This is a genomic window from Bradyrhizobium sp. JHI2711, assembly GCF_056156565.1.
Genome location: NZ_JBPZPT010000001.1, coordinates 346176 through 372612 on the forward strand (window position 1 = coordinate 346176; position 26437 = coordinate 372612).

26 protein-coding genes are annotated in these 26437 nt (G+C 64.6%); 7 read left to right on the plus strand and 19 right to left on the minus strand.

Going from position 1 to position 26437, the window contains the following annotated elements:
- Window positions 1-5: 5 nt before the first annotated feature.
- On the minus strand, window positions 6-326 hold the full coding sequence (locus tag ACTEK7_RS01660) for a KTSC domain-containing protein (RefSeq protein WP_225147142.1): 321 nt from the start codon (window positions 324-326) through the stop codon (window positions 6-8).
- Window positions 327-502: 176 nt separating this feature from the next.
- On the opposite strand from ACTEK7_RS01660, the gene lpxA reads away from it, so the two are divergent.
- The 3 genes from lpxA to lpxB are packed head-to-tail and all read left to right on the plus strand — an operon-like array spanning window position 503 to window position 3371.
- Window positions 503-1294 carry an acyl-ACP--UDP-N-acetylglucosamine O-acyltransferase gene (lpxA, locus tag ACTEK7_RS01665; RefSeq protein ID WP_225125199.1) on the plus strand — a complete coding sequence of 264 codons (792 nt, stop codon included), beginning with the start codon at window positions 503-505 and terminating at the stop codon, window positions 1292-1294.
- 29 nt (window positions 1295-1323) lie between these two features.
- Window positions 1324-2193, plus strand: a complete 870-nt coding sequence (locus ACTEK7_RS01670) for an LpxI family protein (RefSeq protein ID WP_225147141.1) — start codon at window positions 1324-1326, stop codon at window positions 2191-2193.
- Window positions 2193-3371 carry a lipid-A-disaccharide synthase gene (lpxB, locus tag ACTEK7_RS01675; protein WP_225147140.1) on the plus strand — a complete coding sequence of 393 codons (1179 nt, stop codon included), beginning with the start codon at window positions 2193-2195 and terminating at the stop codon, window positions 3369-3371. Before ACTEK7_RS01670 ends, lpxB begins: the two co-directional genes overlap by 1 nt.
- Before the next feature lie 113 nt (window positions 3372-3484).
- On the opposite strand, the gene ACTEK7_RS01680 is transcribed toward lpxB, so the two are convergent.
- The 5 genes from ACTEK7_RS01680 to ACTEK7_RS01700 form a co-directional block, all read right to left on the minus strand.
- Window positions 3485-5026 (minus strand): PAS domain-containing sensor histidine kinase, encoded by a 1542-nt coding sequence (locus ACTEK7_RS01680; RefSeq protein ID WP_225147139.1) that lies wholly within the window; start codon window positions 5024-5026, stop codon window positions 3485-3487.
- Between the two features lie 300 nt (window positions 5027-5326).
- Entirely contained in the window at window positions 5327-5653 is a 327-nt protein-coding gene (locus ACTEK7_RS01685; RefSeq protein ID WP_036010004.1) for a GcrA family cell cycle regulator, read from the minus strand.
- Between the two features lie 39 nt (window positions 5654-5692).
- Window positions 5693-5878, minus strand: coding sequence for a hypothetical protein (locus tag ACTEK7_RS01690; protein ID WP_036025247.1), 186 nt, complete (start codon window positions 5876-5878; stop codon window positions 5693-5695).
- A 148-nt stretch (window positions 5879-6026) separates the two neighbouring features.
- Entirely contained in the window at window positions 6027-6338 is a 312-nt protein-coding gene (locus ACTEK7_RS01695) for a hypothetical protein (protein WP_036009997.1), read from the minus strand.
- Window positions 6339-6494: 156 nt separating this feature from the next.
- Complete coding sequence (locus ACTEK7_RS01700) at window positions 6495-6710, minus strand: dodecin family protein (protein WP_035699963.1); 216 nt, start codon at window positions 6708-6710, stop codon at window positions 6495-6497.
- A 257-nt stretch (window positions 6711-6967) separates the two neighbouring features.
- Between ACTEK7_RS01700 and ACTEK7_RS01705 the strand changes: the two genes are divergently transcribed.
- Window positions 6968-7630, plus strand: a complete 663-nt coding sequence (locus tag ACTEK7_RS01705) for a phytochelatin synthase family protein (protein WP_074447994.1) — start codon at window positions 6968-6970, stop codon at window positions 7628-7630.
- Window positions 7631-7940: 310 nt separating this feature from the next.
- Here ACTEK7_RS01705 and ACTEK7_RS01710 read toward each other — a convergent pair whose 3' ends face one another.
- From ACTEK7_RS01710 to gltX, 9 genes are all read right to left on the minus strand, one after another.
- Window positions 7941-8258 (minus strand): hypothetical protein, encoded by a 318-nt coding sequence (locus ACTEK7_RS01710; protein WP_141697647.1) that lies wholly within the window; start codon window positions 8256-8258, stop codon window positions 7941-7943.
- Between the two features lie 130 nt (window positions 8259-8388).
- Window positions 8389-9156 (minus strand): SDR family NAD(P)-dependent oxidoreductase, encoded by a 768-nt coding sequence (locus tag ACTEK7_RS01715; RefSeq protein ID WP_225147138.1) that lies wholly within the window; start codon window positions 9154-9156, stop codon window positions 8389-8391.
- Window positions 9153-10262: an ABC transporter ATP-binding protein gene (locus ACTEK7_RS01720; RefSeq protein WP_074447993.1), complete on the minus strand. Its 1110-nt coding sequence runs from the start codon at window positions 10260-10262 to the stop codon at window positions 9153-9155. Before ACTEK7_RS01720 ends, ACTEK7_RS01715 begins: the two co-directional genes overlap by 4 nt.
- Window positions 10263-10272: 10 nt before the next feature.
- On the minus strand, window positions 10273-11130 hold the full coding sequence (locus ACTEK7_RS01725; protein ID WP_036025225.1) for a carbohydrate ABC transporter permease: 858 nt from the start codon (window positions 11128-11130) through the stop codon (window positions 10273-10275).
- Complete coding sequence (locus tag ACTEK7_RS01730) at window positions 11123-12028, minus strand: carbohydrate ABC transporter permease (RefSeq protein ID WP_085972169.1); 906 nt, start codon at window positions 12026-12028, stop codon at window positions 11123-11125. The genes ACTEK7_RS01725 and ACTEK7_RS01730 overlap by 8 nt, the downstream gene beginning before the upstream one ends.
- Window positions 12029-12042: 14 nt before the next feature.
- Window positions 12043-13329 (minus strand): ABC transporter substrate-binding protein, encoded by a 1287-nt coding sequence (locus ACTEK7_RS01735; RefSeq protein ID WP_036025220.1) that lies wholly within the window; start codon window positions 13327-13329, stop codon window positions 12043-12045.
- A 60-nt stretch (window positions 13330-13389) separates the two neighbouring features.
- Window positions 13390-14568, minus strand: coding sequence for an ROK family transcriptional regulator (locus tag ACTEK7_RS01740; protein WP_193375100.1), 1179 nt, complete (start codon window positions 14566-14568; stop codon window positions 13390-13392).
- A gap of 177 nt (window positions 14569-14745) precedes the next feature.
- Window positions 14746-16047: a citrate synthase gene (gltA, locus tag ACTEK7_RS01745; RefSeq protein ID WP_036009984.1), complete on the minus strand. Its 1302-nt coding sequence runs from the start codon at window positions 16045-16047 to the stop codon at window positions 14746-14748.
- Between the two features lie 144 nt (window positions 16048-16191).
- Window positions 16192-17619, minus strand: a complete 1428-nt coding sequence (gene gltX, locus ACTEK7_RS01750; protein ID WP_036025218.1) for a glutamate--tRNA ligase — start codon at window positions 17617-17619, stop codon at window positions 16192-16194.
- 165 nt (window positions 17620-17784) lie between these two features.
- On the opposite strand from gltX, the gene ACTEK7_RS01755 reads away from it, so the two are divergent.
- The 3 genes from ACTEK7_RS01755 to ACTEK7_RS01765 all read left to right on the plus strand — a co-directional run bounded on the left by ACTEK7_RS01755 (window position 17785) and on the right by ACTEK7_RS01765 (window position 22268).
- Complete coding sequence (locus ACTEK7_RS01755) at window positions 17785-19461, plus strand: glutamine--tRNA ligase/YqeY domain fusion protein (RefSeq protein ID WP_036025217.1); 1677 nt, start codon at window positions 17785-17787, stop codon at window positions 19459-19461.
- A 17-nt stretch (window positions 19462-19478) separates the two neighbouring features.
- Window positions 19479-19865, plus strand: a complete 387-nt coding sequence (locus ACTEK7_RS01760; protein ID WP_225147137.1) for an SgcJ/EcaC family oxidoreductase — start codon at window positions 19479-19481, stop codon at window positions 19863-19865.
- A gap of 123 nt (window positions 19866-19988) precedes the next feature.
- Complete coding sequence (locus tag ACTEK7_RS01765; RefSeq protein ID WP_225147136.1) at window positions 19989-22268, plus strand: ComEC/Rec2 family competence protein; 2280 nt, start codon at window positions 19989-19991, stop codon at window positions 22266-22268.
- Window positions 22269-22274: 6 nt separating this feature from the next.
- On the opposite strand, the gene ACTEK7_RS01770 is transcribed toward ACTEK7_RS01765, so the two are convergent.
- The 4 genes from ACTEK7_RS01770 to ACTEK7_RS01785 form a co-directional block, all read right to left on the minus strand.
- Window positions 22275-23216 carry a GAF domain-containing protein gene (locus ACTEK7_RS01770; RefSeq protein ID WP_225147135.1) on the minus strand — a complete coding sequence of 314 codons (942 nt, stop codon included), beginning with the start codon at window positions 23214-23216 and terminating at the stop codon, window positions 22275-22277.
- 217 nt (window positions 23217-23433) lie between these two features.
- Window positions 23434-23868, minus strand: a complete 435-nt coding sequence (locus ACTEK7_RS01775) for a hypothetical protein (protein WP_025036527.1) — start codon at window positions 23866-23868, stop codon at window positions 23434-23436.
- Between the two features lie 389 nt (window positions 23869-24257).
- Entirely contained in the window at window positions 24258-24959 is a 702-nt protein-coding gene (gene lexA, locus ACTEK7_RS01780; RefSeq protein WP_225147134.1) for a transcriptional repressor LexA, read from the minus strand.
- A 176-nt stretch (window positions 24960-25135) separates the two neighbouring features.
- Window positions 25136-26344, minus strand: a complete 1209-nt coding sequence (locus tag ACTEK7_RS01785) for a molybdopterin molybdotransferase MoeA (protein ID WP_225147133.1) — start codon at window positions 26342-26344, stop codon at window positions 25136-25138.
- Window positions 26345-26437: the final 93 nt, after the last annotated feature.

The following is a 26437-nucleotide window of genomic DNA, read 5'->3' on the forward strand; positions in this document are numbered from 1 at the left end:
TGGGCTCAGGTGCAATCGTAGCGGCTGCCGGCCGCCTCCCGCCTGATAGTCCGGTTGAAGAACTGGCCCATGGACGGCGCGCCGAGGAGGCGCTCGACGGTGTCGGCCGTCACGCCGCAATAGCGGTGATAGGCGCCGTTGCTCGCGACGATCAGGTCCTGCTGCGCGCGATCGTAACAGACCCGCTGAAGCACCGTGCTGCGGGTGATGTCCCGGCACTCGAATGTCCGGAGATCGACCAGGCGGTGTTCGCCGGTCTCGACCGCCTCCGACACGATCGGAGTATCCGCGAGCTGCGCCAGCAGAAGGATCAGGGCCCTGACCACGATCGTTGAAGCTCCGCATGAACCTGACGACGGGACGGGAAGGCCGCCTCATCCGGCACTTGAAACACGGCGAGATGATACGTCACTGGACAGATCGGGCATAGTCGCGCTAACCAGCCGAAAACCGAGCGACTTCAATACATAACCCGACCTTCTTGACGAGTAAGATTGGCTTGATGAGCAAGATTGATCCCACCGCGCGGATCGCGGACGGCGCCGTGATCGGCGAGGGCACCGAGATCGGACCCTATTGCATCATCGGCCCGAACGTCGTCATCGGCGCGAACTGCAAGCTGATCGGGCAAGTCACTGTCATTGGCCATACCTCGCTCGGCGATGGCTGCGTGATCTCGCCGTTCGTTGTGCTCGGCGGCGCCCCGCAGGATCTCAGCTATAAGGGAGAGCCGACCCGGCTCGAGATCGGGTCTGGCTGCACCATCCGAGAAGGTGCGACGATGAATGTCGGCACGACCAAGGGTGGCGGGCTGACGCGCGTCGGCAACGGCGGTTATTTCATGAACAATAGCCATGTCGGCCACGACTGCATGGTCGGCGACAACGTGATCTTCGCGACCTCGGCAACGCTCGGCGGTCATTGCGAGATCGGCGATGCCGTTTACATCGGTGGCCTGTCCGCCGTGCACCAGTTCACCCGCATCGGGCCCTACGTCATGGTCGGCGGGGTGTGTGGCGTACGCGACGACATCATTCCGTATGGATTGGTCAACGGCCAATATGCGGTATTGGAGAGTCTCAACCTGATCGGCATGAAGCGTCGCAAGTTCACCAAGCAGCGGCTTGCCACCGTACGTGCGTTCTACCAGAAGCTATTCCATGGCGCCGGCACCTTCGCCGAGCGGCTGGAGGCGGCGCGGCCGCTCGCGGGCGAGGACCCCGCGATTGCCGAAATCCTCGACTTCATCGGCAAGGGCAAGCGCCCGCTCTGTCTTCCCGCCATCGCGAAGTGATCTTGAAATGATCTTGGAGTGATCTTGGGATGGCCGCGGGCACGACATCGGCGGCTTTGCAGGTTTCGTCACCGGTCGGCATCGTCGCCGGCGGCGGTGCCATGCCGTTCGCGGTCGCCGAGTCGCTCGCCGCGCACGGCATCACGCCGGTGCTGTTTCCGCTGCGCGGGGCCTGCGATCCCCAGCGAGTGGAGAAGTTCCGGCATCGCTGGATCTCCGTCGGCCAGCTCGGACGCGCGATGCGGCTGTTCCGCGAGGAGGGCTGCCGCGACCTGATCTTCATCGGCACGTTGGTGCGGCCTTCGCTGTCCGAGATCCGGTTCGACTTCACGACGCTGCGCCTGCTCGGCAATGTCATCCGCGCCTTCCGCGGCGGCGACGATCATCTGCTGTCGGGTGTCGGCCGCATCCTCGAGCAGGACGGCTTCCGGATGGTCGGCATCAAGGACGTTGCGCCGGATCTCCTGATGCCCGAGGGCTGCATCAGCCGCGCCTGGCCGAGCGATGCCAGCAAGGCCGACATCGCGCGCGGCCGGGCGGTGCTGACCGCACTCGGTCCGTTCGACATCGGCCAGGCCGTGGTCGTGATCGATGGCCACGTGGTGGCGGTCGAGGACATCGAGGGCACCGACTCGCTGCTCGCCCGCGTCGCGAGGCTGCGCGAGGAGGGCCGCATCCGCGCCGCCACCGGACGCGGTGTGCTGGTGAAGGCGCCGAAGAGCGGCCAGGACCTGCGCTTCGACCTGCCGACGATCGGTCCGCGCACCATCGAGGGCGTCGCGGCTGCCGGCCTTGCCGGCATCGCCGTCATCGCGGGCAACACCATCGCCGCCGAGCCGCAGGCCATGATCGCGCTTGCCGATGCCAAATATCTCTTCGTCATCGGCCTGCCCGCGTGATGTCGCGTGATCCCAAGCGCAAGATCTTCCTGATCGCGACGGAGGAGTCCGGCGACAGGCTCGGCAGCGCCTTGATGAAGGTGCTGCGCCAGCGCCTCGGCGACGGCGTGCAGTTCGTCGGGGTCGGCGGCCGCACCATGGCGCGCGAGGGCCTGGAATCGCTGTTTCCGATTGAGGAGCTCTCGATCGTCGGGTTTGCCGCGGTGCTGCAGCAATTGCCGAAGATCCTGCGGCTGATCCGGCAGACCGCCGACGCAGTGACCGAGGCCGCGCCCGACGTGCTCGTCATCATCGACAGCCCCGACTTCACCCATCGCGTCGCCCGCCGCGTGCGCGCGCGCAATCCCGCGATCCCGATCGTCGACTACGTCTCGCCGCAGCTCTGGGCATGGCGGCCAGGACGGGCGCGGACCATGCTCGGCTATGTCGACCACGTGCTCGGCCTGCTGCCGTTCGAGCCCGAGGAATACCGCAAGCTCGGCGGGCCGCCCTGCAGCTATGTCGGCCATCCCCTGATCGAGCAATTGGGCTCGCTGCGGCCGAGTGCGGAGGAGCAGGCGCGCCGCGACAGTGAGCCGCCGGTGCTGCTGGTGCTGCCCGGCAGCCGCCGCAGCGAGGTCAGGCATCATCTCGACGTGTTCGGCGCAACGCTCGGCCGCTTAAGGGGTGAGGGCTGTGCGTTCGAACTGATGCTGCCGACCATGCCGCATCTCGAAGCCACCATCCGCGAAGGCATCGCGAGCTGGCCGGTCAAGCCTCAGATCGTGATCGGCGAGAACGAGCGGCGTGCGGCCTTCCGCATCGCTCAGGCCGCGCTGGCGAAATCCGGCACGGTGACGCTCGAGCTCGCGCTGTCGGGCATTCCGATGGTGACGGCCTATCGCGTCGGCGCGATCGAGGCGTTCATCCTGCGACGCGCGATCCGTGTCTCCTCGGTGATCCTTGCCAATCTCGTGATCGGCAAGGATGTCATTCCCGAGTATTTGCAGGAGGAATGCACGCCGGAGAAGCTGGCGCCGGCGCTTCGGGACGTGCTGACGGAGTCTCCGCTGCGCCGGCAGCAGGTCGAGGCCTTCGCCAGGCTCGATCAGATCATGTCGACCGGCAACACATCGCCGAGCGTGCTCGCCGCCGACATCGTGCTCGCAACGATGCGCCAGGGCCGGCGAACGAGCTAGGGTGTTTCAAAAAGGCTGCTTGAGCTGCCCCCTCCAAAGCGTGAGCTGCCCTCAAAGACCAGACGCCAAGAAACGCAACAGCGAAGGCGTGAGTTACGCTAAAGCGACGTGGATCACTCCTGTTGCGAAGGCAGACTAAAGTGAAACACCGCCCCCCGTGGTTCATTCGCACCAGTCCAAAGTCGTCCTCCGTGAGCCTCGATGATCGATTGGCAAATCGACAAGCCCATGCCGGTCCCGTCCGGCTTGGTGGTGTAGAAGGGCTCGAACAGGCGGTCAACGATTGCGACGTCAAGTCCAGGTCCGGTATCCCGTACGGCGACAACAACGCGATTTGAAGCATCCGCAGCCGTGCTGATCCGCAGCTCTCGTCCGCCAACGTCGACGCAGTTCATTGCCTCGATCGCGTTGAGGATCAAATTGAGAACCACCTGTTGCAGCTGAACGCGATAGCCCTTCACGAGCGGCAAGCCCGGAGCGAGGTCGGTCTGGATCGAGACATCATGTTTGAGCAGCTCGCTACGGGCGATGGTGATCACGTCCAGGATTGCACCATTGACATCGACGCTCTCCTTCGGCGCCGGAGCTTTCTTGATCAAGGAACGGATCCAACTGATGATCTCGCCGCCTCGCTTGGCTTCTGTGACGATGGATACGAGCGCCTGCTGTGCCTTTTCGAAATTCGGAGATTGTGTTCCTAGCCAGTTCAGTGCGGCCTCTGCGTTGCAGAGCACCGCGGTGATTGGTTGGCTTAGTTCGTGTGTCACCGAAGCCGTGACCTGGCCCATTGCCGCCGCGCGATTGGCGTGTGTTAGTTCAGCTTGCATCTCGCGGAACGTCTCGGCGGTTCGCTTGCGTTCGGTGATGTCGCGGCTCAGACAAATGATTCGTGACTGTCCGACTTCGCAGAACTCGCGCATACGAACTTCGACGGGAAACACAGTGCCATCCTTTCGGCAATAGCGCCTCTCGAGCGTAGCGATGCCGCCGGCCTTGAGACGCTCGCGGTTGCGACGCCAAGTCGCTTCATCCATCTCCAGATCGAACAAGGCCGCAGTTGCCCCAACCAGTTCGGTCCGGCTGTAGCCGAGACTTTCGCAGGCATTCCGATTCACATCGAGAACGTGACCATCTTCACTGTGCAGCATGAACGTATCGGTCGCGTGGTCCACGAAGGTACGGAAACGGGCCTCGCTCTCGATCAGCGCCTGTTCGGCGCGCTTGCGCTCCGTGATGTGGCGCCCCACACCTCGGTAACCCACGAAGTTCCCTGTCTTGTCAAAGATGGGCAGCCCAGAGACGGAAATATAGCGCTTGCCGCCGTCGGGCATCGGCCGCGCGAGCTCGAAATCGCGAAACGGGAGGTGAGCGTCGAGTATCTCCCGGTGTTTGCGCCAGCCATCTGCGTCAGGTTCGAGATACGGGACCTCCCATCGTGTCCTGCCGATCTCGGAGACAGGCGGCTCGGGAAGCGTCTCGGCGAACTCCTGGCGGATGAAGCGATGCTCCGCGTCCGTTTCCCAGTACACATCGAAGGAGAATTGCACCAGCGTGCGAAAGCGCTCCTCGCTCTCGCGCAGTGCCTCCTCGGGGCGCTTGCACTCATTCGAATCGAGGGCGACCGACGGCACTTCAATCGCATGTTGCATGATCATCTCTTGCTCACGCGTGATGGATCAATCGACAGATTTCTCGTGCCGGATCGCGTCCCCCCGGAGCCGATCAAGATCGATCGGGAATATGCCTTTGGCGACTATACTCCCGTATACAGGGCTTCTCTATAGCGACGTGGCTGTGACGACCCCGAGCCGAAACAACGCGAGCTAAAACCCGGTTCCATCAACGTATGCGTGTGAGGTGGGCCCTGTTTCTGTCTCGCGGGTGGCCGACGCTTATTTGCAAAGTAACGACGCGGCCGACATGGACGGGAGGGCAAGGACGTTCGTGGTGAGCTCTTAACCAGTGTTTCTGACCGCCTCAGCCAGAATGGCGTAAAGCTGCTGCCGGCTGAATTCCTTTGGCAGCTCCCTCTCTGCTGTACTCGGCGACACCCTCCGCGCGATGGGACGGGCGCAGGCGGCCGACGACGGCCTCAGCTTCGGGGCCGGCCTTATCTGGGGCTGCGCTGTGGGCGGCTTGTGGCCGCGCTTCAGGCCCAGACGGTTCAGCATACCGCATACCGCGTTACGACTGCAGCCGAGATGGCGCGCAATCTGCGCCGCGCTCTGCCCCGCGGACCAGAGCCTTTTGAGAAGCGCTATGTCTTTCGCATCCCAGCCCATCAGAGATAGTATAACGGCGACTGCCAGACACCGGCTAGTCTAGTCTTCGTCCGGCTCGCGCACGACCGCCGGTTCGTCGGCATCATCTTGCTCATCCTCGTCTTCGTCCTCCTCGTCTTCATCCTCCTCGTCTTCATCGGGGTCCCTGGGTGGCATCACGATGCGCATCCGCATGAGCAGTTTCCTGGCTGTGGTGGAAAATGCTTCGGAGGTGTGTTGCTTCATGGCATTGTGCTCCTCGAAAATTGGCGCAGTCGCCAGATTCTTGGCCGGCATATGCCGGTGCCGGGGCGCGACCGCCGCAAACGCGATGCAGGTCGGGTAGACTGCACGATCAGCGGGCGGCGGGCCATGCAACAGGCAGCGTTTTCGGCTACTTGATGCCCGAGGACCCATTGGGCTCTATGTTCACCAAAACCTCGCCGGCAGCGATTTCAGGAACTCCAAGTTCGAGGTCCGGTAGACTGGCTTGAACAAATGCCAGTATCTTGGCGTTCGCTGCGTTGGCGCTTTCGCGGTCGTCAAATATCATCACCGCGATACCGACACCGTCGCCCGCATCCAGCACATGGTAAGATTTGAATCCCTGCGATTGTCTTAGGATCTCACCAACGCCGCTCTTGGCGCGACGAGCGGCGTCCGCGACCGAACGAACCTTGCTGTACTTGCGAATGACCATGTACATGGGGCCACCACGCGCCATACGCTCCTGCGCATCAAAGCATTTCGGTCCCGCTCGGACTAGTGCCAACTTCCGGGATGGGCCACAGCGTCCGGCTGGCGGACCGCAACGCGCCTGTCCAATGAGCCGTCCTCGCCCGAAGCGGCGAGGTGCTGAGGCTCAGGAGCCCTCGAACTTGAACGATACGTTGAGCTTGGCGCGATAGGCCTCAACTTTTCCCTTGTCATCCAGTTGCATATCGAGCTTGACGACTTCTGCAATGCGGAGATCTCGGAGAGATTTAGCAGCTTGCTCGACTGCGTTAGCGGCCGCCTTCTCCCATGAGTCGCTGCTAGTACCGACCAGTTCAATGACCTTGTAGACGCTATCGGGCATGTTCGTCCTCCTAATCGGTAGGAGCAGGAAGTCTAGCACTGAGATCTCGACGCTGATACATCTCGGGGATGCCGCGGAAAGGGTCCGATTGGCTGTCACTTTCCTGTTCGACCCAAAGAAGAACTCGGGTCGTCCTGTCGGAGATTATGTTCGCATTTTCAGCCCGGACGAACGCGGACAGGTATCTTCTTCGCGCTCTCCGGCTTCCGAGTATAATTTGCGCGCCTAAGTCGTCATTGCCGCCAAGGTTCCGATCCATGAAGCGATGGCACCGCGTAAGCATCAGTAGCTTGGTGATTGCCCTGAGTCTGGTGTGTGCCGGAGCCCTGGTGGTCAATCAATCGCACGTGCCATCAGAAGCCATAGCCTCATCGGTCACACGTACTCCGGAGCTTATTGAGCGTGCGTGGCACCTGCCCGTGGCAGCAACATTTGAAGGACACGTTGATTGGCAGTCAAATGGCTCTCGCTGCGGACCTGCCGCTGTTGCAAATGCGTATCGGTCCCTTGGCGAGGCGGCAAGGACGGAAGGCAAGGTGTTGGCCGGGACGTGGAGTTGCTGGACAGGCGTATGCATCATGGGGCTCACGCTTGACGAACTGGCCAACATCGCCCAGTCCAACACCAGCCGGAAAGTTACTGTCTTGCGCGATCTCAGCGAAAATGAGTTTCTGGAGCATCTCCGTCGCTCCAACGATCCGCGGCGACGCTACATCGTGAATTTCGATCGCGCTCATATTTTTGGTGCTGGTAGTGGACACCATTCCCCAATTGGGGGCTATTTCGAAGCCGAAGACCTCGTTTTCGTGCTCGATGTCAATTTCGATTTCCAGCCGTGGCTAGTCGAACGGAAGCGGCTGTTCGACGCTGTAAATACGTTTGACGGCGATAAGAAGAGGGGACTGCTGTTCATAGAGTAACATCCCGCTCCAGGTCGCACCGTGGCCCTTAGCCGGATAATTTGAGGCAGCTTGGATGTCGGCTATCGGCGGTGGACAGAACGCGGAGGCCGTCCTTGCCTCGACTGGCGCTTGTGCGCCCTATGACGGCCCGCACTTGCCCCCGGGGTCTCGCTCCACGCGTACACTGAGCGCGACATACTGACCCCGGGAGGACATTTGGGCGGCAACCAGGCGGACGACCCGCTAACCCGGGACCGCATGCGACCCGTGAATTGGCCACTTCCGGCGCCCGCGCAACTCGCCGTAGACGCAGAGCAGGCCGAGTGTTCTATTTCGGAGTGCCGGTCTGGCTACCCGAACCCGTGGTCTGCTCACTTCCCGGTCGGCCCGGAGGATGCGCCGAAGCGGCCGGCTTGTCTTGATCGGCCACGTATCCGGACTCTCCGGAGTTGCGGGTCTTGATCCCTTTGTCCGCATCGCGCTGCATCTGCTCGTTGGGCTGGCCAGCCTTGAGCTCCCGGTCCACGTCGCGCTTCATCTCCTCCTTGGTTTGCTCACTGGGTGCGGCCTTTTGCTGTTGGGCCGTTGCTTGGAAGCTCATTGCGCTTCCGGCAACTACAATCAATGCGAGAATTGCTGTTCGCATGCTTCTCCTCCACGGCTTGCTCCGGCCCCTAAACGCGCGAACCTCCCAAGGTTTCCTAGTTCCAATCACTATTGTCGAACGTCACGTAGGGCTAAGCAAAGGGCACTCGAACGGTCTTATGCGCACCGGCCTAGGCGAGTCCGCCATCAACCCTGAAACACTGGCTGGTGATGCGCTGGCTTTCGTCGGAGGCGAGGAACAGTGCCATATTGGCAATGTCTTCGGGCGTTACCGCATCGGGCACCGCCTGGCGCGAGCGTATCTCGGCGATGACCCGATCGTCCGGATACCACAGCCTGCGCTGGCGCTCGGTGATGACCATGCCCGGCGCGATCGCGTTGACGCGAATGCGGTCGGGACCGACGGAGCGCGCCAGCGAGTTGGTGAAGCCGACGATCGCCGCTTTCGCCGCGGCGTAGACCGGCAGTGCCGGCGCGCCGCGCATCCAGGCGATCGACGACATGTTGATGATCGAGCCGCCGCCGCGCGCCTGCATCTGTGGCACCACCGCTTGCGCCGCGAAGAAGACGTGCTTGAGATTGACGCCGATCATCCAGTCGAACTCGGACGGCGTGACCTCGGCGAGAGCCTGGCGCTGATCGTTGGCGGCGTTGTTGACGAGAACGGTGGCGTCGCCAAGCGAGCGGCGGGCTTCTGCCATCGCGCTGCGCAGGGCATCGATGTCGAGGAGATCGCAGGGCACGAACAGCGGCGCAGGCCCGGACGAGGCCGCTATTTCCCGCACCAGGGCTTCGCCGGCGTCCTTATCGATGTCGAAGAAGGCGACCCGGGCGCCTTGGCCCGCGAAGGCCCGGACGAAGGCGGCGCCGATGCCGCTGGCGCCTCCGGTGATCAGCACCACGCTGCCGGCTAGGCTGGAATAGGTCGTCTTCGTCATGCGATCAGGCGCTCCGTCTCGGGGTCGAACAGGCAAATGCGGCGGGTGTCGAGCGCGAAGGCGGCGGACGTGCCGGGCGCGGGGCGGATATCCGGCGAGACTCGTGCCATCGCGGGCTCGCCGCCGAGCCGCAGGAGCACCATCGTCTCGGCGCCGGTGGGCTCGACCAGCTCCACCGGCGCCTCGACGAGGACAGGCGCTTCGCTGGAAAACGTGCGGCTCCCCTCAGCGATGCATTCCGGCCTGATTCCGAACACCACCTTGCGCCCGACAAAGGGTGCTGCGGCGTCATATCCCCTCAGGCGCAGACGAAGCTCGTCGGGCCGTCCCGCGCCGATCACGACGACCGGACCGTCATTTTCGGCCTCGAGCCGCGCCGGCATGGTGTTCATCGGCGGCGAGCCCATGAAGCGTGCGACGAACAGATTGGCGGGATAGCGGTACACGGTGTCGGGATCGGCGAATTGCTGCACGCTGCCCTGATGCATCACGGCGATCCGCGTCGCCATCGTCATCGCCTCGATCTGGTCGTGGGTGACGTAGACGATGGTGGCGCCGATGCGCTGGTGCAGGCGCTTGATCTCCATCCGCATCTCGACGCGCAGCTTGGCATCGAGATTGGAGAGCGGTTCGTCGAACAGGAAGAGCAGGGGATTGCGCACCAGCGCGCGTCCCATCGCCACTCGCTGGCGCTGGCCGCCGGACAATTGCGAGGGCTTGCGGCCGAGCAGCGGCTCGATCTGGAGCAGTTTTGCGACGTGGCCGACCGCAGCGTCCTGCTCGGCTTTGGGAACGTGACGGCATTCCATGCCGAAGGTGATGTTCTGGCGCACGGTCATCGAGGGATAGAGCGCGTAGGACTGGAACACCATGGCGATGTCGCGGTCCTTCGGCGCGACGTCATTGACCACGCGGCCGCCGATTTCGATCGTTCCCGCGCTCGGGCGGTCGAGCCCGGCGACGATGTTGAGCAGGGTGGACTTGCCGCAGCCGGACGGGCCGACCAGCACGGTGAACTCGCCGCTCTCGATGTCGAGCGCGATGTCCTTCAGCACCTCCAGATTGGCGTAACGCTTGGACAGGGCGCGAATGCTCAGTGCTGCCATGACAACTCCATCATTTCACGGCCCCGGCAGTCAGGCCGCGGACGAAGTACTTGCCGCCGAGCAGGTAGATCAACAGCGTGGGCAGCGCGGCGATGATCACCGCTGCGCTCTGCACGCCATGCTGCGGGATATCCGCGACGGCGGCGGACAGCGCGATAAGCGCTGCGGTGACGGGCTGCTGCTGGCCGGTGGTGAACGTCACGCCATAGAGGAACTCGTTCCAGATATGGGTGAACTGCCAGATCACCGTGACGATCAGGATGGGACCTGAGAGCGGCAGGATGATGCGCCAGAAGATGCGGAAGAAGCCGGCGCCGTCGATGCGGGCGGCCCTGATCAGTTCATGGGGAATGGCGACATAATAATTCCGGCAGAACAGCGTGGTGAATGAGAGCCCCTGAATGGTGTGAATCAGCACGAGGCCGGTCAGCGTGTTGATGAGGCCGATGTCCCGCAGCACGATGGTCCAGGGCAACAGGCGCATCTGCTGGGGGAGGAACAGGCCAAGCGTCACGATGCCATAGATCCAGTTGTCGCCTCGGAAGCGCCAGAGCGACACGGCGTAACCGGCGATTGCGCCGAGCAGGGTGGAGAAGATCGTGGCGGGAATCGTGACCAGCGCGGAGTTCAGCATGTAGGGCCGGATGCCGGCGCAGGTCTCGGCGACACAGAAGCCGCTCCAGGCTGCGGCGTAGTTGCTCCAGGACAGATGCTGCGGCCAGCCGATCATCGATCCCTGCGCGATCTCCTCGTTGGTCCGCAGCGAGTTCAGCACCACGACCACGAGCGGCGCGAGCCAGGCCGCGGCGATCAAGAAGACGGCGAGATAGATCAGGATCCGGGTCGGTGCGAAGCTGCGGTCAGGCATGGGCGCCTCGCCGTCGCTGGATGTATCGCCACGCCGCGTAGGGCAGCAGCACCGCGAGAAGAATGAGCAACATCAGCACGGCCGCCGCCGCGCCGCGGCCGAGCAGGCTGCGCTGGAACATCAGGTCGTAGACGACGAGTGCCGGCAGCTGGGTCGCGATTCCTGGTCCGCCGTTGGTGAGTGCGCGCACGAGATCGAAGGTCGAGATCGCGAACTGCAACTGGATCACCACGACGGTGACCGTGATCGGCCACAGCGACGGCAGGATGATACGCCGGTAGGTTCGGACCGGTCCCGCGCCGTCGATCTGCGCGGCCTTGATGATGTCGGGATCGACCGAGCGAAGGCCGGCAAGGAACAGCGCCATGGCAAAGCCGCAGGATTGCCAGATCGCGGCGATGACAATGGTCCAGATCGCCATGTCGCGGTCGATCAGCCAGTCGAACTTAAAAGAGGTCCAGCCGAGGTCGTGCACCAGCTTCTGGATCCCGAGACCGGGATTGAGCAGCCAGCTCCAGACCGTGCCGGTGACCACGAAGGACACCGCCAGGGGATAGAGGAAGATGGAGCGCAGCACGTTCTCGCCACGAATGCGCTGATCGAGCAGGATCGCGAGGATGAGGCCGGTCGCTGCGCTCAGCAGCACGAAAGCGCTGCCGAACAGCAGCAAATTGTCGAAGGCGATTTGCCAGTTGCGCGATGCCGTGACCGCCGTGTAGTTGCGCAAGCCGACCCAGCCCGCAACGGGAACGAGGGTGGACGGCGTGAACGAGATCCAGATCGTCCAGAGCGAAAACGAGACGAGGTGCGCCGCCGACAGCAGCAGCGGCACCCAGATCGTCAGATATTCGGGCAGCCGGCGCACCCATTCGGGAAGCGCCGGCCGGCCCGGTCTCATCGTGGCGGCATTGCTCAACGCGCGCCCTCGACGGCCTCGGCGAGGCGGGTGGCCGCCTGCTCCGGCTTGATCGTCTTGTTCTTCACGTACTCTGTGATTACGTCGATCATCGCCGCGGTCATTCCGTTTTCCTGCGCCATGTTGTGCGCCATGCTGAGGACGGCCTGATTGCTGGCGATGGCCTCCTTCAAGGCCTTCGAGGTTGTTCGTTGCCCCTCTGACCAGCCTTCGCCTGATAGATCGACGTCAGTGCGCACGGGGATGGAGCCGGTGATCTGCGAGTACATGGTCTGGATCGCCGGATCCATGACGAGCTGAGCCATCAGGGTCTGGCCGGCTTGCAGGTCCGCCTCCTTGCGCTGCCAGAAGATGAAGGCGTCGGCATTCAACAGGAAGACCGGCTTGCCGTTGTCGCTCGGGCCTGGCGCAATCATGAAGTCCTCGAGCTTGAAGCCGGCATTGCGCAATACGCCCTGCGCCCATCCGCCCATGATCATCATGCCCATGTCGCCGTCGATGAAGCGCTTCAGGTTGGTCGAGAAATGCTGGGCGCCGACGTTGGGGTCCATCCAGTCGGCGATCTTGCGGACCTGGGCGAACGCGGCCTTGATCTCCGGACCCTCGAGGGCCTTCTTCTCGAGATTCATGATGGCCGCGCGATAGGCGAGCGGACTGATGCCCGCGAGAGCCGCCTCGAATTTCTGTCCGTCGTCCGGGCGGGTGCCGCCATTGGCGATAGGAGAGGCGACTCCGCCCGCCTTCATCTTTTCGGCGAGGTCGTTGAAGTCGGCCCAGGTGACGGGGACCTTGTCCGCCTTCGCCTTGTCCATCGCGCGCTTGGACAGGAAGAGCATGTTGGTGCTGTAGATCTGTAGCGGCAGCGCAATCCATTTGCCGCCGGGCTTGTGCAGCTTTGCAAGGTCCGGAGCGACGACCTTCTCGTAGCCGGCGGCCGCGACGAGGGCATCGAGATTGACGGTGGGCGCAATCTTCGACCAGGCCGCAATCTCGGGCCCCTTGAGCTGCGAGCAAGCCGGCGGATCGCCGGCCATGATCTGCGCGCGCAGCTTGTTCATCATCTCGGTGGTGAAGCCGGGGACGGGCGAGTGCTGCCAAACGCCGCCCTTCTCCTCGAATTTCTTGCCGAGCGCCGTAATGGCCGCCCCGTCGCTGCCCGCCGACCATTGCGAGATCGCGGTCAGTCGCGGCTTGGCCGCGCCTTGCGCGCGGGCAAGGTGCGGAAAGGCGAGCGCGGCAGCGGAGCCAGCGAGCAGACGACGCCTTGTTGTTGTGATCGGCATGGCAGTTCCTCCCGGTGTGAAATCTTTCGCGCTTTACAGGCCGTTTGGGCTCAGCGCATGTCAGGCCGCCTCCGTCGATGCCGCGGGCATGCCGCCACGGCTGGCGAGACAAAAGGCGGCGAAGGCGAGCGCAGCCTGCGGATCGTTGCCGGTCGACGGCGGCACGAAGGCGAGGGAGACCTGCGCCAGTTTGCGTCCGCCCAGCAGGCAGGCGTCGATCCCATCGACCAGTGCTTGCCGATCCTCTTCAGCGAGAAGCGACGGCCAGCCGCTGATCGCAACGCCGCCGCACGGCTTGACGTTCAGCGTATTGCCGATCGCAAGGCCGAGCCGGAACAGCCGACGGCGCAAATCCTGCCGCACGCGCGATGAGATCGGGACCGTGTTGACCCATTCGTTGCCGAGCTGGAGCAGCTCGGTCTCGGAAACGCCGAGAAGCGCAGCCAGCGCGGGAATCGACGTATAGGCCTCGACGCAGCCGTGATGTCCGCAGCGGCAGCGCGGTCCGTCAGGCCCGAACACCATGTGGCCGAGCTCGATCGGCTGCAGAGCATCGGTCTCGGCCGGATCATCCATCCAGGCGCCGGCGACGCCGTGGCTGACGAGCACGAACAGATGCGTGTCGTTGAACGGGTAGTTTTCCGTGCGGCAGCGGTGAAAGGTGGCATGCGCGACGACCGAATTGGTGAATTCGAGCGGCACGCCGGCGAACATCTCGCCGAACATGTCGCTGATGCGAGCGACGTCGCAGGGAATGATCGGATTGGCCGATATGCTGAGACGGCCGAGGCCGGGAATCGAGACGCCGATCTGCGAGAGGGTGATCCGGCGGCGCCGCGTCCAGTCGCGCAACAACGTCATCGCTTCGCGAAATGCCCGGCCGACGGTCTCGACGTCAGGCGTCTTCGGGAGCGGCACACGCTCGGTGTAGTGCAGCTCACCCGACAGGCCGCCGACCCCGACGCTGAGCCGCTGCGTCGTCAGCTCGAAGGCTGCCAGCGCCACCGCGCCGTCCAGCGACACGAGACCGGTCGGGCCGCCGACGTAAGGGGCAGGGCGCCGCACTTCCTCGATCAGACCCTCGGCCTTCAGGTCGAGCAGGATGCGCGACAGGCTCGCTTCCGACAGACGCACGGCCTTGGCCAGCGGCGGACGAAACGAGCCGCCCGACTGAAGCAGATGAGTCAAAATGGCAGCGCGCGTCTGCCGCCGACTTCTCGGCTGCTCCGGCATTTCCATCCCTGTCGTCATTCTTACTTAGAGTAAGAATGCGCGCGGAGCATTTAGGCTGTCAAGGCGCTTGCCGCCGTGAGCATGGACTTGTTGTTGTGCGTGGCAGCACGAGGGAAAGTGCGGGCGCAAACAAAACGGCGCCATCTTGCGATGGCGCCGCTGCGAAAGGCGTGATGGCCGACGTTAGCGCTTGTCGATCGGCACGTAATCGCGCTTGGCGACGCCGGTGTAGAGCTGGCGCGGGCGGCCGATCTTCTGCTGGGGATCCTCGATCATCTCGCTCCACTGGCTGATCCAGCCGACGGTGCGGGCGACCGCGAACAGCACGGTGAACATCGAGACCGGGAAGCCCATCGCCTTCAGCGTGATGCCCGAATAGAAGTCCACGTTCGGGTAGAGCTTGCGGTCGATGAAGTACTGGTCGCTGAGCGCGATCTTCTCGAGCTCCATCGCCACCTTCAGCATCGGATCGTCGCCATGGCCGGTCTCCTTGAGCACGGCATGACACATCTTCTGCATGATCTTGGCGCGCGGATCGTAGTTCTTGTAGACCCGGTGGCCGAAGCCCATCAGGCGGACTTCGGAATTCTTGTCCTTCACCTTGGCGATGAACTCGGGGATCTTGTCGACCGTGCCGATCTGATAGAGCATGTTCAGCGCGGCTTCGTTGGCGCCGCCATGGGCCGGGCCCCAGAGGCAGGCGATGCCGGCCGCGATGCAGGCGAACGGGTTGGCGCCCGAGGAGCCGGCGATGCGCACCGTCGAGGTCGAGGCGTTCTGCTCGTGGTCGGCGTGCAGGATGAAGATCTTCTCCAGCGCGTCGGCGAGCACCGGGCTGACCTTGTAGTCTTCGCAAGGCACCGCGAAGCACATGTTCAGGAAGTTCTCGGCAAAGCCGAGCGAGTTCTTCGGATAAACGAAGGGCTGGCCGACGGTGTATTTGTAGGCCATCGCAGCCAGCGTCGGGATCTTCGCGATCATGCGCATCGAGGCGATCATGCGCTGCTTCGGATCGTTGATGTCGGTGCTATCGTGATAGAACGCGGCCAGCGCGCCGACGGCCGCGACCATGATCGCCATCGGATGGGCGTCGCGGCGGAAGCCCTGGAAGAAACGGGCCATCTGCTCGTGCACCATCGTGTGATGGGTCACGCGGTAGTCGAAATCCTTCTTCTGCGCGGCGGTCGGCAGGTTGCCGTAGAGCAGGAGGTAGCAGGTCTCCAGGAAGTCGCCATGCTCGGCGAGCTGCTCGATCGGGTAGCCGCGGTATTCCAGCACGCCCGCGTCGCCGTCGATATAGGTGATCTTGGACTGGCAGCTCGCGGTCGAGGTAAAGCCCGGATCGTAGGTGAACAGGCCGGACTGGCCGTAGAGCTTGCCGATATCGATGACGTCAGGCCCGACGCTGCCGCTGAGGATCGGAAGATCGAAATTCTTGTTTCCGACCGTCAGCGTCGCGGTCTTTGGGCTTTCTTTTGCGTCCATCAGAGGTCCCCGATGTGTGGTGAGACGGGCCGGAGCCGGAGACCCCCAGGGCGACCATGGGGGCAGGCCGGATGTTCCAGAATGTGGGGGAGATGGGTATATTATTGCTATGTGCGCTGCAAGATCGCCGCACGCATGGTCGACTTACGTCGTAGACTGATCCCTAAGCCGGCCGAGGCTTTCCTGGCGTCCAAGCACCTCCAAAACCTCAAATATACCAGGGGACGTCGTCCGTCCGGTGAGCGCCGCCCGAAGCGGCTGGGCGACCGCGCCGAGCTTGAGACTATTTTCCTCGGCAAAGGCGCGCAGCGCGGCCTCGGTGGTGGCGCCGCTCCACGTCTCGACTTTCTCCAGCGCGGAATGTAGCTGGCCGATCAGCTTGCGGTTCTCGGGCGTCAACAGCGCCTGCGCCTTGGGATCCGGCGCCAGCGGCCGGTCGGCGAAGATGAAATGGGCGCCGTCGATCAGCTCGATCAATGTCTTGGCGCGCTCCTTGAGCGCCGGCATGGCCTTGAGCAGCTGCGCGCGCGTGGTGTCGTTTAACTTGGCCTTGATCTCGTCGCGGCTCGGCACGACGTGGTCGAGCACGTCCTCGAACATCTTCACGAGCGATTGATCGTCGGCGTGGCGGATGTAGTGGCCGTTGAGGTTTTCCAGCTTGGCGAAATCGAAGCGGGCGGCGGCGCGGCCGACGCTGCCGAGATCGAACGCGTCGATCATCTCCTCGGTCGAGAAGATCTCCTGGTCGCCGTGGCTCCAGCCGAGCCGGACCAGGTAGTTGCGCAGCGCAGCCGGCAGGTACCCCATCGCGCGGTAGGCATCGACGCCGAGCGCGCCGTGCCGCTTGGAGAGTTTCGAGCCGTCCGGGCCGTGGATCAGCGGGATATGGGACATGCTGGGCAGCTCCCAGTCCATCGCATCGTAGATCTGCTTCTGGCGGGCGGCGTTGATCAGGTGGTCGTCGCCGCGGATCACATGGGTGACGCCCATGTCGTGGTCGTCGACCACCACGGCGAGCATGTAGGTCGGGTTGCCGTCGCCGCGCAGCAGGACGAGATCGTCGAGGTTCTCGTTCTGCCAGACCACGCGGCCCTGGACCTGGTCCTCGATCACGGTCTCGCCGGTCTGCGGCGCGCGCAGGCGGATGGTGGGCTTGACGTGGCTCGGAGCCGTGGCCGCGTCGCGGTCGCGCCACATGCCGTCATAGAGGCGGGTGCGCCCCTCGCTGCGCGCCTTCTCGCGCATGGCGGCGAGCTCTTCGGCGGTGGCGTAGCAACGGTAGGCCTTGCCATCGGCGAGCAGCTGCTCGGCGACCTCGCGGTGCCGGGCGGCGCGGGCGAACTGGTAGATGACCTCGCCGTCCCAGCCGAGCTCGAGCCACTTCAACCCGTCGAGGATGGCGCCGATCGCCGCTTCCGTGGAGCGTTCCCGGTCGGTGTCCTCGATCCGCAGCAGCATCTTGCCGCCGTGCTTCTTGGCATAGAGCCAGTTGAACAGCGCCGTGCGGGCGCCCCCGATATGGAGGAAGCCGGTCGGCGAGGGAGCGAAGCGCGTGACGACGGAATCGGACATTCTTGGCAGGGCCTATGCATTGGAGGCGGTGGTGTATAGCAGGAACGGGACATAACTAAAGGGCGACGGCGGACCCGGCAGGCCTTGCTTAAGCTCTTGTAAGCTCTTGGCGCGGCCACGCGAATTTGGCAGAAGGACCGCTGATTTCCCTACAGGATTTTCGTAATGATAGAACCGGTGGCAGCTGAGGTTGGGCGCGATTTCATTCGTGACATCATCCAGGCCGACCTCGATCAGGGCAAATACAAGGAGATCGTGACCCGGTTCCCGCCGGAGCCGAACGGCTACTTGCATATCGGCCACGCCAAGTCGATCGCACTCAACTTCGGCGTCGCCCAGGAGTTTCCGGGCCGCTGCCACCTGCGCTTCGACGACACCAACCCGGTCAAGGAAGAGCAGGAATATATCGATTCAATCCAGGCCGACGTGCGCTGGCTCGGCTTTGACTGGGGCAAGAACCTGTTCTTCGCCTCGGACTATTTCGACCGCCTGTACGAATGGGCGGAGCAGCTGATCCGCGACGGCCTCGCTTATGTCGACGACCAGACCCAGGAGGAGATCCGCCTCTCGCGCGGCACGTTGACCGAGCCCGGCAAGAATTCGCCGTTCCGCGAACGCTCCGTGGAGGAGAACCTCGACCTGTTCCGCCGCATGAAGGCGGGCGAATTCCCCAACGGCGCGCGCGTGCTGCGGGCCAAGATCGACATGGCCGCGGGCAACATCAATCTGCGCGACCCAGTGCTGTACCGCATCCTGCATGCGCACCATCCGCGCACCGGCAACGCATGGTGCATCTACCCGAGCTACGACTATGCCCACGGCCAGTCGGATGCCATCGAAGGCATCACGCATTCGATCTGCACGCTGGAGTTCGAGGACCACCGACCGCTCTACGACTGGTTCATCGAGAAGCTGCCGGTGCCCTCACAGCCGCATCAGTACGAATTCGCGCGGCTGAATCTCACCTATACGCTGCTGTCCAAGCGCGTGCTGACCCAGCTCGTCCGCGACGGCCATGTCGCGGGCTGGGACGATCCGCGCATGCCGACCATGGCGGGCATGCGTCGCCGCGGCGTGCCGCCGGCTGCACTTCGCGAGTTCGTCAAGCGCATCGGCGTCGCCAAAGCCAACAGCGTGGTCGATGTCGGCATGCTGGAGTTCTGCATCCGCGAGGAGCTGAACCGCACGGCGCAGCGGCGCATGGCGGTCTTGAAGCCGCTCAAGGTGGTGATCGAGAATTATCCGGAAGGGCAGACCGAGGAGCTCGAGGCGATCAATCATCCCGACGATCCCTCGGCCGGCACGCGGAAGATCACGTTCGGCCGTGAGCTCTATATCGAGCAGGACGACTTCATGGAGAACCCGCCGAAGAAGTTCTTCCGCCTGTCGCCTGGCAACGAGGTGCGGCTGCGCTATGCCTATTTCGTCAAGTGTACCGGCGTGATCAAGAACGACAAGGGTGAGGTGGTGGAGCTGCGCTGCACCTATGATCCCGCGACCAAGGGCGGCAACGCGCCCGACGGCCGCAAGGTCAAGGCGACCATGCACTGGCTGCCGGCGGCGGCCTCCAAGCCGGCGGAGATCCGCATCTACAACCAGCTGTTCGCCAATCCGAGCCCGGATGCCTCGAACTTCGCGACCGATCTCAACCCGAACTCGCTGGAGATCCTCGCCGATGCGCGGGTCGAGGCGTCCGTTGCGGAGAGCAATTCGACCGAGCCGATGCAGTTCGAGCGCCAGGGCTATTTCGTGCGTGACAAGGACTCGACGCCCGGCAAGCCGGTGTTCTCGCGCACGATCGGTCTGCGCGACACGTTCGCGAAGGAAGTCGCCAAGGGTTGAGAAGGGCTGAGCAGGACATGAGCAGCGAGGCCGACGCCATCGTTTCCGCCATCATCGCGAAATGGTGCGCCGGCTTCGCGACGCTCGATGCGGCCGCGCTGTCCTCGCTCTATGCGAAGGACGCATTCTTCTTCGGCTCCAACCCGAAGCTCTATCGCGGCCGGGACGGCGTCGCCGAATACTTCAACGGCCTGCCGCGCTGGCGCAGGCCAAGCGCCGCGTTCTCCGATGTGCACGCCGCGCAGGCCGGCCCTGATCTGATCAACATGGCCGCGAAGATCACGTTCGATCTCGCGGGCGAGCGGGATGATCTCGTCGTCAAAATGAGCTGGGTCATCATCCGCGAGGACGGCGAGTGGAAGATCGTCAATCACCACGCCTCCTCGCAGGCGCCGCTGATCTAGCAACGGGCGCCAGCCCGGAGAAAAGTAGGGCGCTCTTCGCCTGTTCCCGATCCGTACCGCTATTCGTGCAGCCGCACGGTCCGGTAGCCTCCGCAGCCGTCGCGTATCGTAAGGTGCAGGGGAATGGCGGAGCCGGGCCGGCCAGGACGGTCCCAGGGAGTTGCCGGGACGTGGCCGGTCGGCCGCGCTACCCCGGCCGGCGGTTTTGCGCCGGTGGGCTTTGGCATCTGGCCGGCGATCATCGAGACGCTGCGCCAATGGGCTCGGGGCGAGGCCGGGCCTGGCCGGCTGTTGCCGTGGGTGCCGGTCGCCTTCGGCGGCGGCATTGCGCTTTATTTCGCCGCCGATCATGAGCCGGTGCTGTGGGTGGTTGCCGCCACAGCCATCGCGCTGATGCTCGGCGCGGTGCTGCTCCGGCGGAGCCGGCTGTTTGCGCCCGCCATCATGCTCGCGGCGGTCGCGGCTGGTTTTGCCGTGGCGACCTGGAAGACCGCGCGTATCGCGCACACCGTTTTGGCAAAACCGCTCTATTCGGTGTCGCTGTCGGGCTTCGTGGAAGCGCGCGACATCCGCGAGCGCACCGATCGCTTCGTGCTGCGCGTCAGCGCGATGGAGGCGCAGCGCAGCGACGTCAAGCTCGAGCGCGTCCGCCTCTCGGTGCGCAAGGGCACGGCGCCGGAGGTCGGCAGCTTCGTGCAATTGAAGGCGCGGCTGATGCCGCCGATCTCGCCGGTGCGCCCCGGCAGCTATGATTTCTCGCGCGACATGTTCTTCCAGGGCATCGGCGCCTCCGGCTTCGTGATGGGCGCGATCACGGCGTCCACACCGCCGGATGGCGGCGGCCTGCGGCTGCGCTATGCCGCCTTCATGCAGGGCCTGCGCGACGCGATCGACGCGCGCATCCGCGCAACGCTCGAAGGCGACAACCGCGCGATTGCGACGGCGCTGCTCACGGGGCGGCGCGATGCGATCACCGCGCCCGTGAACGATGCCATGTTCGTCTCGGGACTCGGCCATGTGCTGTCGATCTCCGGCTATCACATGGCGGTCGTCGCCGGCGTCGTCTTCTTCGCGGTGCGCGCGCTGCTGGCCTTGATCCCGGGGCTGGCGGCCGGCTCTGCCATCAAGAAATGGTCGGCCGCCGCGGCGCTGGTCGCGGCCGCGTTCTACCTGTTGCTGTCGGGCGCGGAGGTTGCGACGCAAAGATCGTTCTTCATGACGGCGGTGGTGCTGATCGCAGTGATGGTCGACCGCCGCGCCATCACCTTCCGCACGCTGGCGGTTGCCGCGCTGATCGTGCTTGCGGTCGCGCCGGAGGCGTTGGTGCATCCAAGCTTCCAGATGTCGTTTGCGGCAACGCTCGGGCTGGTGGCGCTGGTGCAGATCGGCATGCCGAACCTGCTCGCATCGCCCGATCATTCCGCGACTGCGCGGATCGCGTTGTGGGGCGGCCGGGAGATCGCGATGCTGTTCCTGGCCTCGCTGATCGCGGGGCTCGCGACCACGCCATACGCCGCCTTCCACTTCCATCGCGTGACCCCATACGGCGTGCTCGCCAATCTCGGCGCCATGCCGGTGGTCTCGGCGCTGGTGATGCCGGCCGGGCTGTTGGGGCTGCTCGCGGCGCCCTTCGGGCTCGACGGCGTGTTCTGGTGGTTGATGGGGATCGGCATCGAGTGGATGGTCCTGGTCGCGCGCTGGGTGGCGGCCCTGCCGGGCGCCGTCGGCCGCATTCCCGCCTTCGGGATCGCGCCGCTGATCGCAGCGAGCCTCGGGCTCATCGTGATGGGCCTGTTGCGCACGCCCTTGCGCTGGTCCGGCGCCCTGGTGCTGCTGGCAGCGATCCTCTGGGGACTGTCGGTGCGGCAGCCCGATATCCTGATTGCCGGGGATGGCGCGAGCGTCGCGGTCCGGGGCGGGGATGGGCGCTTGCAGGTGATCCGCGCCAGCAAGGACAGCTTCCTGCTGAAGGAGTGGTTGGCTGCCGATGCCGATCCGCGCGATGCCGGCAACGCCTCGTTGGCGAGCGGGGTGTCGTGTGACGAGTCCGGCTGCGTGGCGCCGCTCGCGGACGGACGACTGATCGCGTTGGCGACGCGTATCGACGCGCTGGCCGATGATTGCAGCCGCTCCGCGCTGGTGGTGACGGCGCGGCCTGCGCCACCCGATTGCGCGGCGATGGTGGTCGATCGGGCGCGTCTTGCCAGTCAGGGCGCACTGGCTCTGACGAGACGCGGCGAGGGCTTTTCGGTGCAGGCGGTGAGGACGAGGGGAGCAAGCCGTCCCTGGCTGCCGGCCGGCGCCGGCGAGGGGGATTTCGACGGCAGCCTCGTGCCGAAGGCGGCCGTGCCCCGCAACCGGGACGCAACGCCATCGGAGGCCGACTTGCAGGCCGACGATTGACGCGGATCACAAATACCAGGCCAGCACGGCGTCAAGCCTTCCGTTGCCGATAACCGGCAGGGCCACCATTCGGCTCAGCCCGGCTGCGCAGGCTTCGGAGCCGGCGATCGAGCCGTCACAGGTGAGATCGTCGTTGAGCGCGGGCATGCCGGCGGCCCGGGCGCCGCCGATGCTGCCTTCGCCCCTGGCGATGGACTGCGCCGCATAGCGTGCGGCGAGGTCGGTCTGCGCGCTGCAATCGCCGGCGCGAAAGACCAGCGCCGAACGGTCCTCGTTCGGGACCCAGATTTCGAAGCGTCGTGCAATCGGCGTTGCCTGCGCGGAGAGGAATGTCAGAACCCAGGTCTGGTCGGTACCGGTTCGGTAGGGCACGCCGACGCCGAGATTGATCCCGACCTTGGCGGCATCCTCCCAGCGCAGGAAACTCTTGGCGTCGTGCAAGTCCTTGATGATCAGCGGCAGGCCCGCCTTCCAGGTGCGTCCGGGCAGGCCGAAGCCGCGCGGAAATCTGGTGTGGCGGGAGTTGAATTCGAACATGTCCGCGGTGCCGTAATAGCCATCGACGAGCCCCATCTCATGCGAGAGATCAGGATCGTTGTGCCAGAGTTCGATCGCGCCGACATGCGCCTCGTCGTCGCCGCAGAACAGCACCAGCACGGCTTGCAGGAATTCGCCCGCGAACACCGGCACCGCCACGCCGCAGGTGAGGCCGGCCGCAGCGGCCTGATCGGTCCGCTTGAAATAGGAGTTGGCGAATTTCGTGAGGATGACGGGGTGGCCACAGGCCCAGGCCTTGCCTGGAAGTCCCTCGTCATATCCGAAGTGCAGCTCTTCGCTGACGGCTTTGAACGCGGACAGCCCATCGTCGTAGAGGCCGCCGCCGAATTCCAGCCGCATGCGCGTCCGTTCGGGTACCCAGAGTTCAACGACGCGAATGAAGGTCTTCATCGAGCGTGTCCGCCGCCTCAAACCACGACAGCATCGGTCATTTGGCTGCGGAGCGGACGTTCAAAATGCGGGCAGCACGGCCCAAACTTCGTGCGACGACGAGGCGCGGCGGTGGGCTCGCCGATCGAATGTCCTGAAACACAAACTTACCGGGCTCGCCGGCCTCGGCCGGCGACGGCAATTTCAATCCCGGGCTCGGCCTGTCGGCCGAAGGGCGTCAGCCGATCGGCAGGCGCGTGATCGTGGGCCGCGTGTCGGCGACGATCTGCGGCTTGTGCTCGCGCTCGGGGGCTGGCTGCGTCACCGGCAATTGCAGCACGGTCGCGCGCTGGCCTTCGACGAGCTGCGTCACCAGCACGTATTTGCCGTCGGGGAATTCGATCGCGTCATGATGGCGATCGGGAATGTGCGGGTCGATCTTGCCGAACTTGCCGACGCGAGAGTTCACGGTGCGCGTCCAGATCCAGCGGTTGTCGTAGCGGACATTGTCGGCGAAAGCGAGCTCCGTCCCCGGCAGCAGACAGACCGCGACGGAGGGATCGGCTTCGGAAGCGAAACCGCGCGTCGAGGTGCCGCGGAAGGTTGTCGTGACGATCGTCTCGCCGACTTCGGCGGGGCGCGTCGCGACGGCATGCAGGCTGTAGTCACACATCGGGTGCTCCTCATGCTGGGATAGCGACCCGCGTCTCTTTCGAGGCGCAGGCCTCTATCAGAGTGGAAGCATACAACGCTCTGCTCGGTTATGGGCAAATCTGCGGCTCGCGTTCGCAGCACGCGATCACATTATCTTTCCCGGATTCGATAGGAACAAACCTCGCGTCCTTGCATTTGGCCGCAGCTATCAGCACTGCCGGCACAACTCTACCGGCGAAGCAGAGAGAGATTGCTGCGCGCCTGCACGGGCGAATGTCGCGCGGGAAGATGGACCGGACAGCTGGCGCAGAACCAGACAAACCATCCGGCCGGAGCGGACAAGTATCCGCTCCGATCCTGGATCGCCGATGCCGATCGAAGCGCGCGCGGCGCTTGAGACTTCCGGTATCAGTACTTCCGATAAAGCCCGATCAACTTGCCCTGGATCTTCACGCGGTTCGGCGGAAGAATGCGGACCTCGTAGGCGGCATTGGCGGGCTCGAGCGCGATCGAGGCGCCGCGGCGGCGGAAGCGCTTGAGCGTGGCCTCCTCGTCGTCGATCAATGCCACCACGATGTCGCCGGTATTTGCGGTCTCGTTGCGCTGGATCAGCGCCATGTCGCCGTCGAGGATGCCGGCCTCGACCATCGAATCGCCGCGCACTTCGAGCGCGTAGTGCTCGCCCGAGCCGAGCATGTCCGGCGGCACGCTGATGGTATGGCTGCGGGTCTGCAGCGCCTCGATCGGCGTGCCGGCGGCGATGCGGCCCATCACGGGTACCGCGACGGGGCGCTCGCCATCGTCCGCAGGCGGGCTGGAGCTCGCGCGCACCTTGCCGAGATTGCCCTCGATCACGCTCGGGGTGAAGCCACGGCGATTGCCGGCGGCGGCCTGGAGCTCGGGCAGCTTGATCACCTCGATGGCACGGGCACGGTTGGGCAGGCGGCGAATGAAGCCGCGCTCCTCGAGCGCAGTGATCAGGCGATGGATGCCTGACTTCGAGCGCAGGTCGAGCGCATCCTTCATCTCATCGAAGGACGGCGGCACGCCGCTTTCCTTCAGACGTTCGCTGATGAACCGCAGAAGCTCGTATTGTTTGCGCGTCAACATCTCGACCAAAGTCCCCCGGTTGATGTCGTTCGATTCCGACACGATGAAGTCGGCACTAAGCCGCTACATCCTCGAAACAAATCATGAACGGACACTATATGTTCGATATGTGTTCCGCAACTGCTTAATTTATGGTGAACGCGGCCAAGCTCGCGGAATGCGTGTGGCTGGGCGGCTCAGACGGGCAGCCGGAGCACCTCGCAAGGCGTGCCGGCCTCGGCCTTCGGCGCGAACGGTGCGCGCACCAGAAGTACCTGTGCCGCAGCGAGATTCGCAAGAAGGGAGGAGTCCTGATGGCTGACCGGAAGGGCGACGCGCGTGCCGTCGTCGCGCTCCTCCAGCCGCGCACGCAGATAGTCCTCGCGCTGGTCGTTGGCGGCGAGATCGCGGCCCAGCACGGCGCGCTCGCGCCGATGATGAATCGCTGAACGGCCCGACAGGGCGCGAATCAAGGGGACCATGAACAGGAAGGCGCACACGTAGGACGACACGGGATTGCCGGGCAGGCCAATCACGCGCATCGCGCCTATCCGACCGTGCATCATCGGCTTGCCCGGCCGGATCGCGATCTTCCAGAACGCCATCGCGATGCCTTCGCCCTTGAGCGCCTGCTGGACCAGGTCGTGGTCGCCGACCGAGGCACCGCCGGTCGTGATCAGGATGTCGGCGCCGCTCTCGCGCGCGCGGCGGATGCCGGCGGACGTCGCCTCCAGTGTATCGGCGGCAATTCCGAGGTCGATGGTCTCGGCGCCCTCGCTGCGGGCGAGCGCATGCAGGGCATAGCCGTTGGAATAGACGATCTGGCCGCGACCAGGCGTGGTGCCCGGCATCACGAGCTCGTCGCCGGTGGCGAGAACGGCAACCCTCGGGCGGCGGATGACGGCGAGATGCGGATGATTCATTCCGGCGGCGAGGGCGAGATCGCGCTCGGTGAGGCGGATTCCCTTGCGCAGCAGCACGTCGCCTTCGCGGAAGTCGACGCCTGCAGGGCGGATGTGCCGGCCGAAAATGGCGGCTTCCTTGATCGTCACATGTTTGCCGTCGGCAGCCGTGTCCTCCTGGATCACGACGGCATCGGCGCCGTCGGGAACGACGCCGCCGGTGAAGATCCGCACGGCTTCGCCGGGGCCGACGCTTCCCGCGAACGGCCGGCCCGCCGCGACCTCGCCGACGACGGTCAACCTCGAATCGTTTGCCGCGTCGGCCGTGCGCACGGCATAGCCGTCCATCGCCGACATCGCCTCCGGCGGCTGCGTGCGCCGCGCCGCGACATCGCGGGCGAGCACACGATGGTAGGCCTCGTCGAGGCAAACCATCTGTTCAGCCAGCGGCTCGACGCCGGCCAGCACCGCGGCAAGCGCGTCAGAAACCGGCATCAGGGCCACGGGCGAACTCCGCAACAAATCAGGACTGGGTCGGCAAGTTCTAGCCGAGCGGAGGAGCTGAAGCAAAAGGCCTCCCTTGCCAGCCAGGAACCA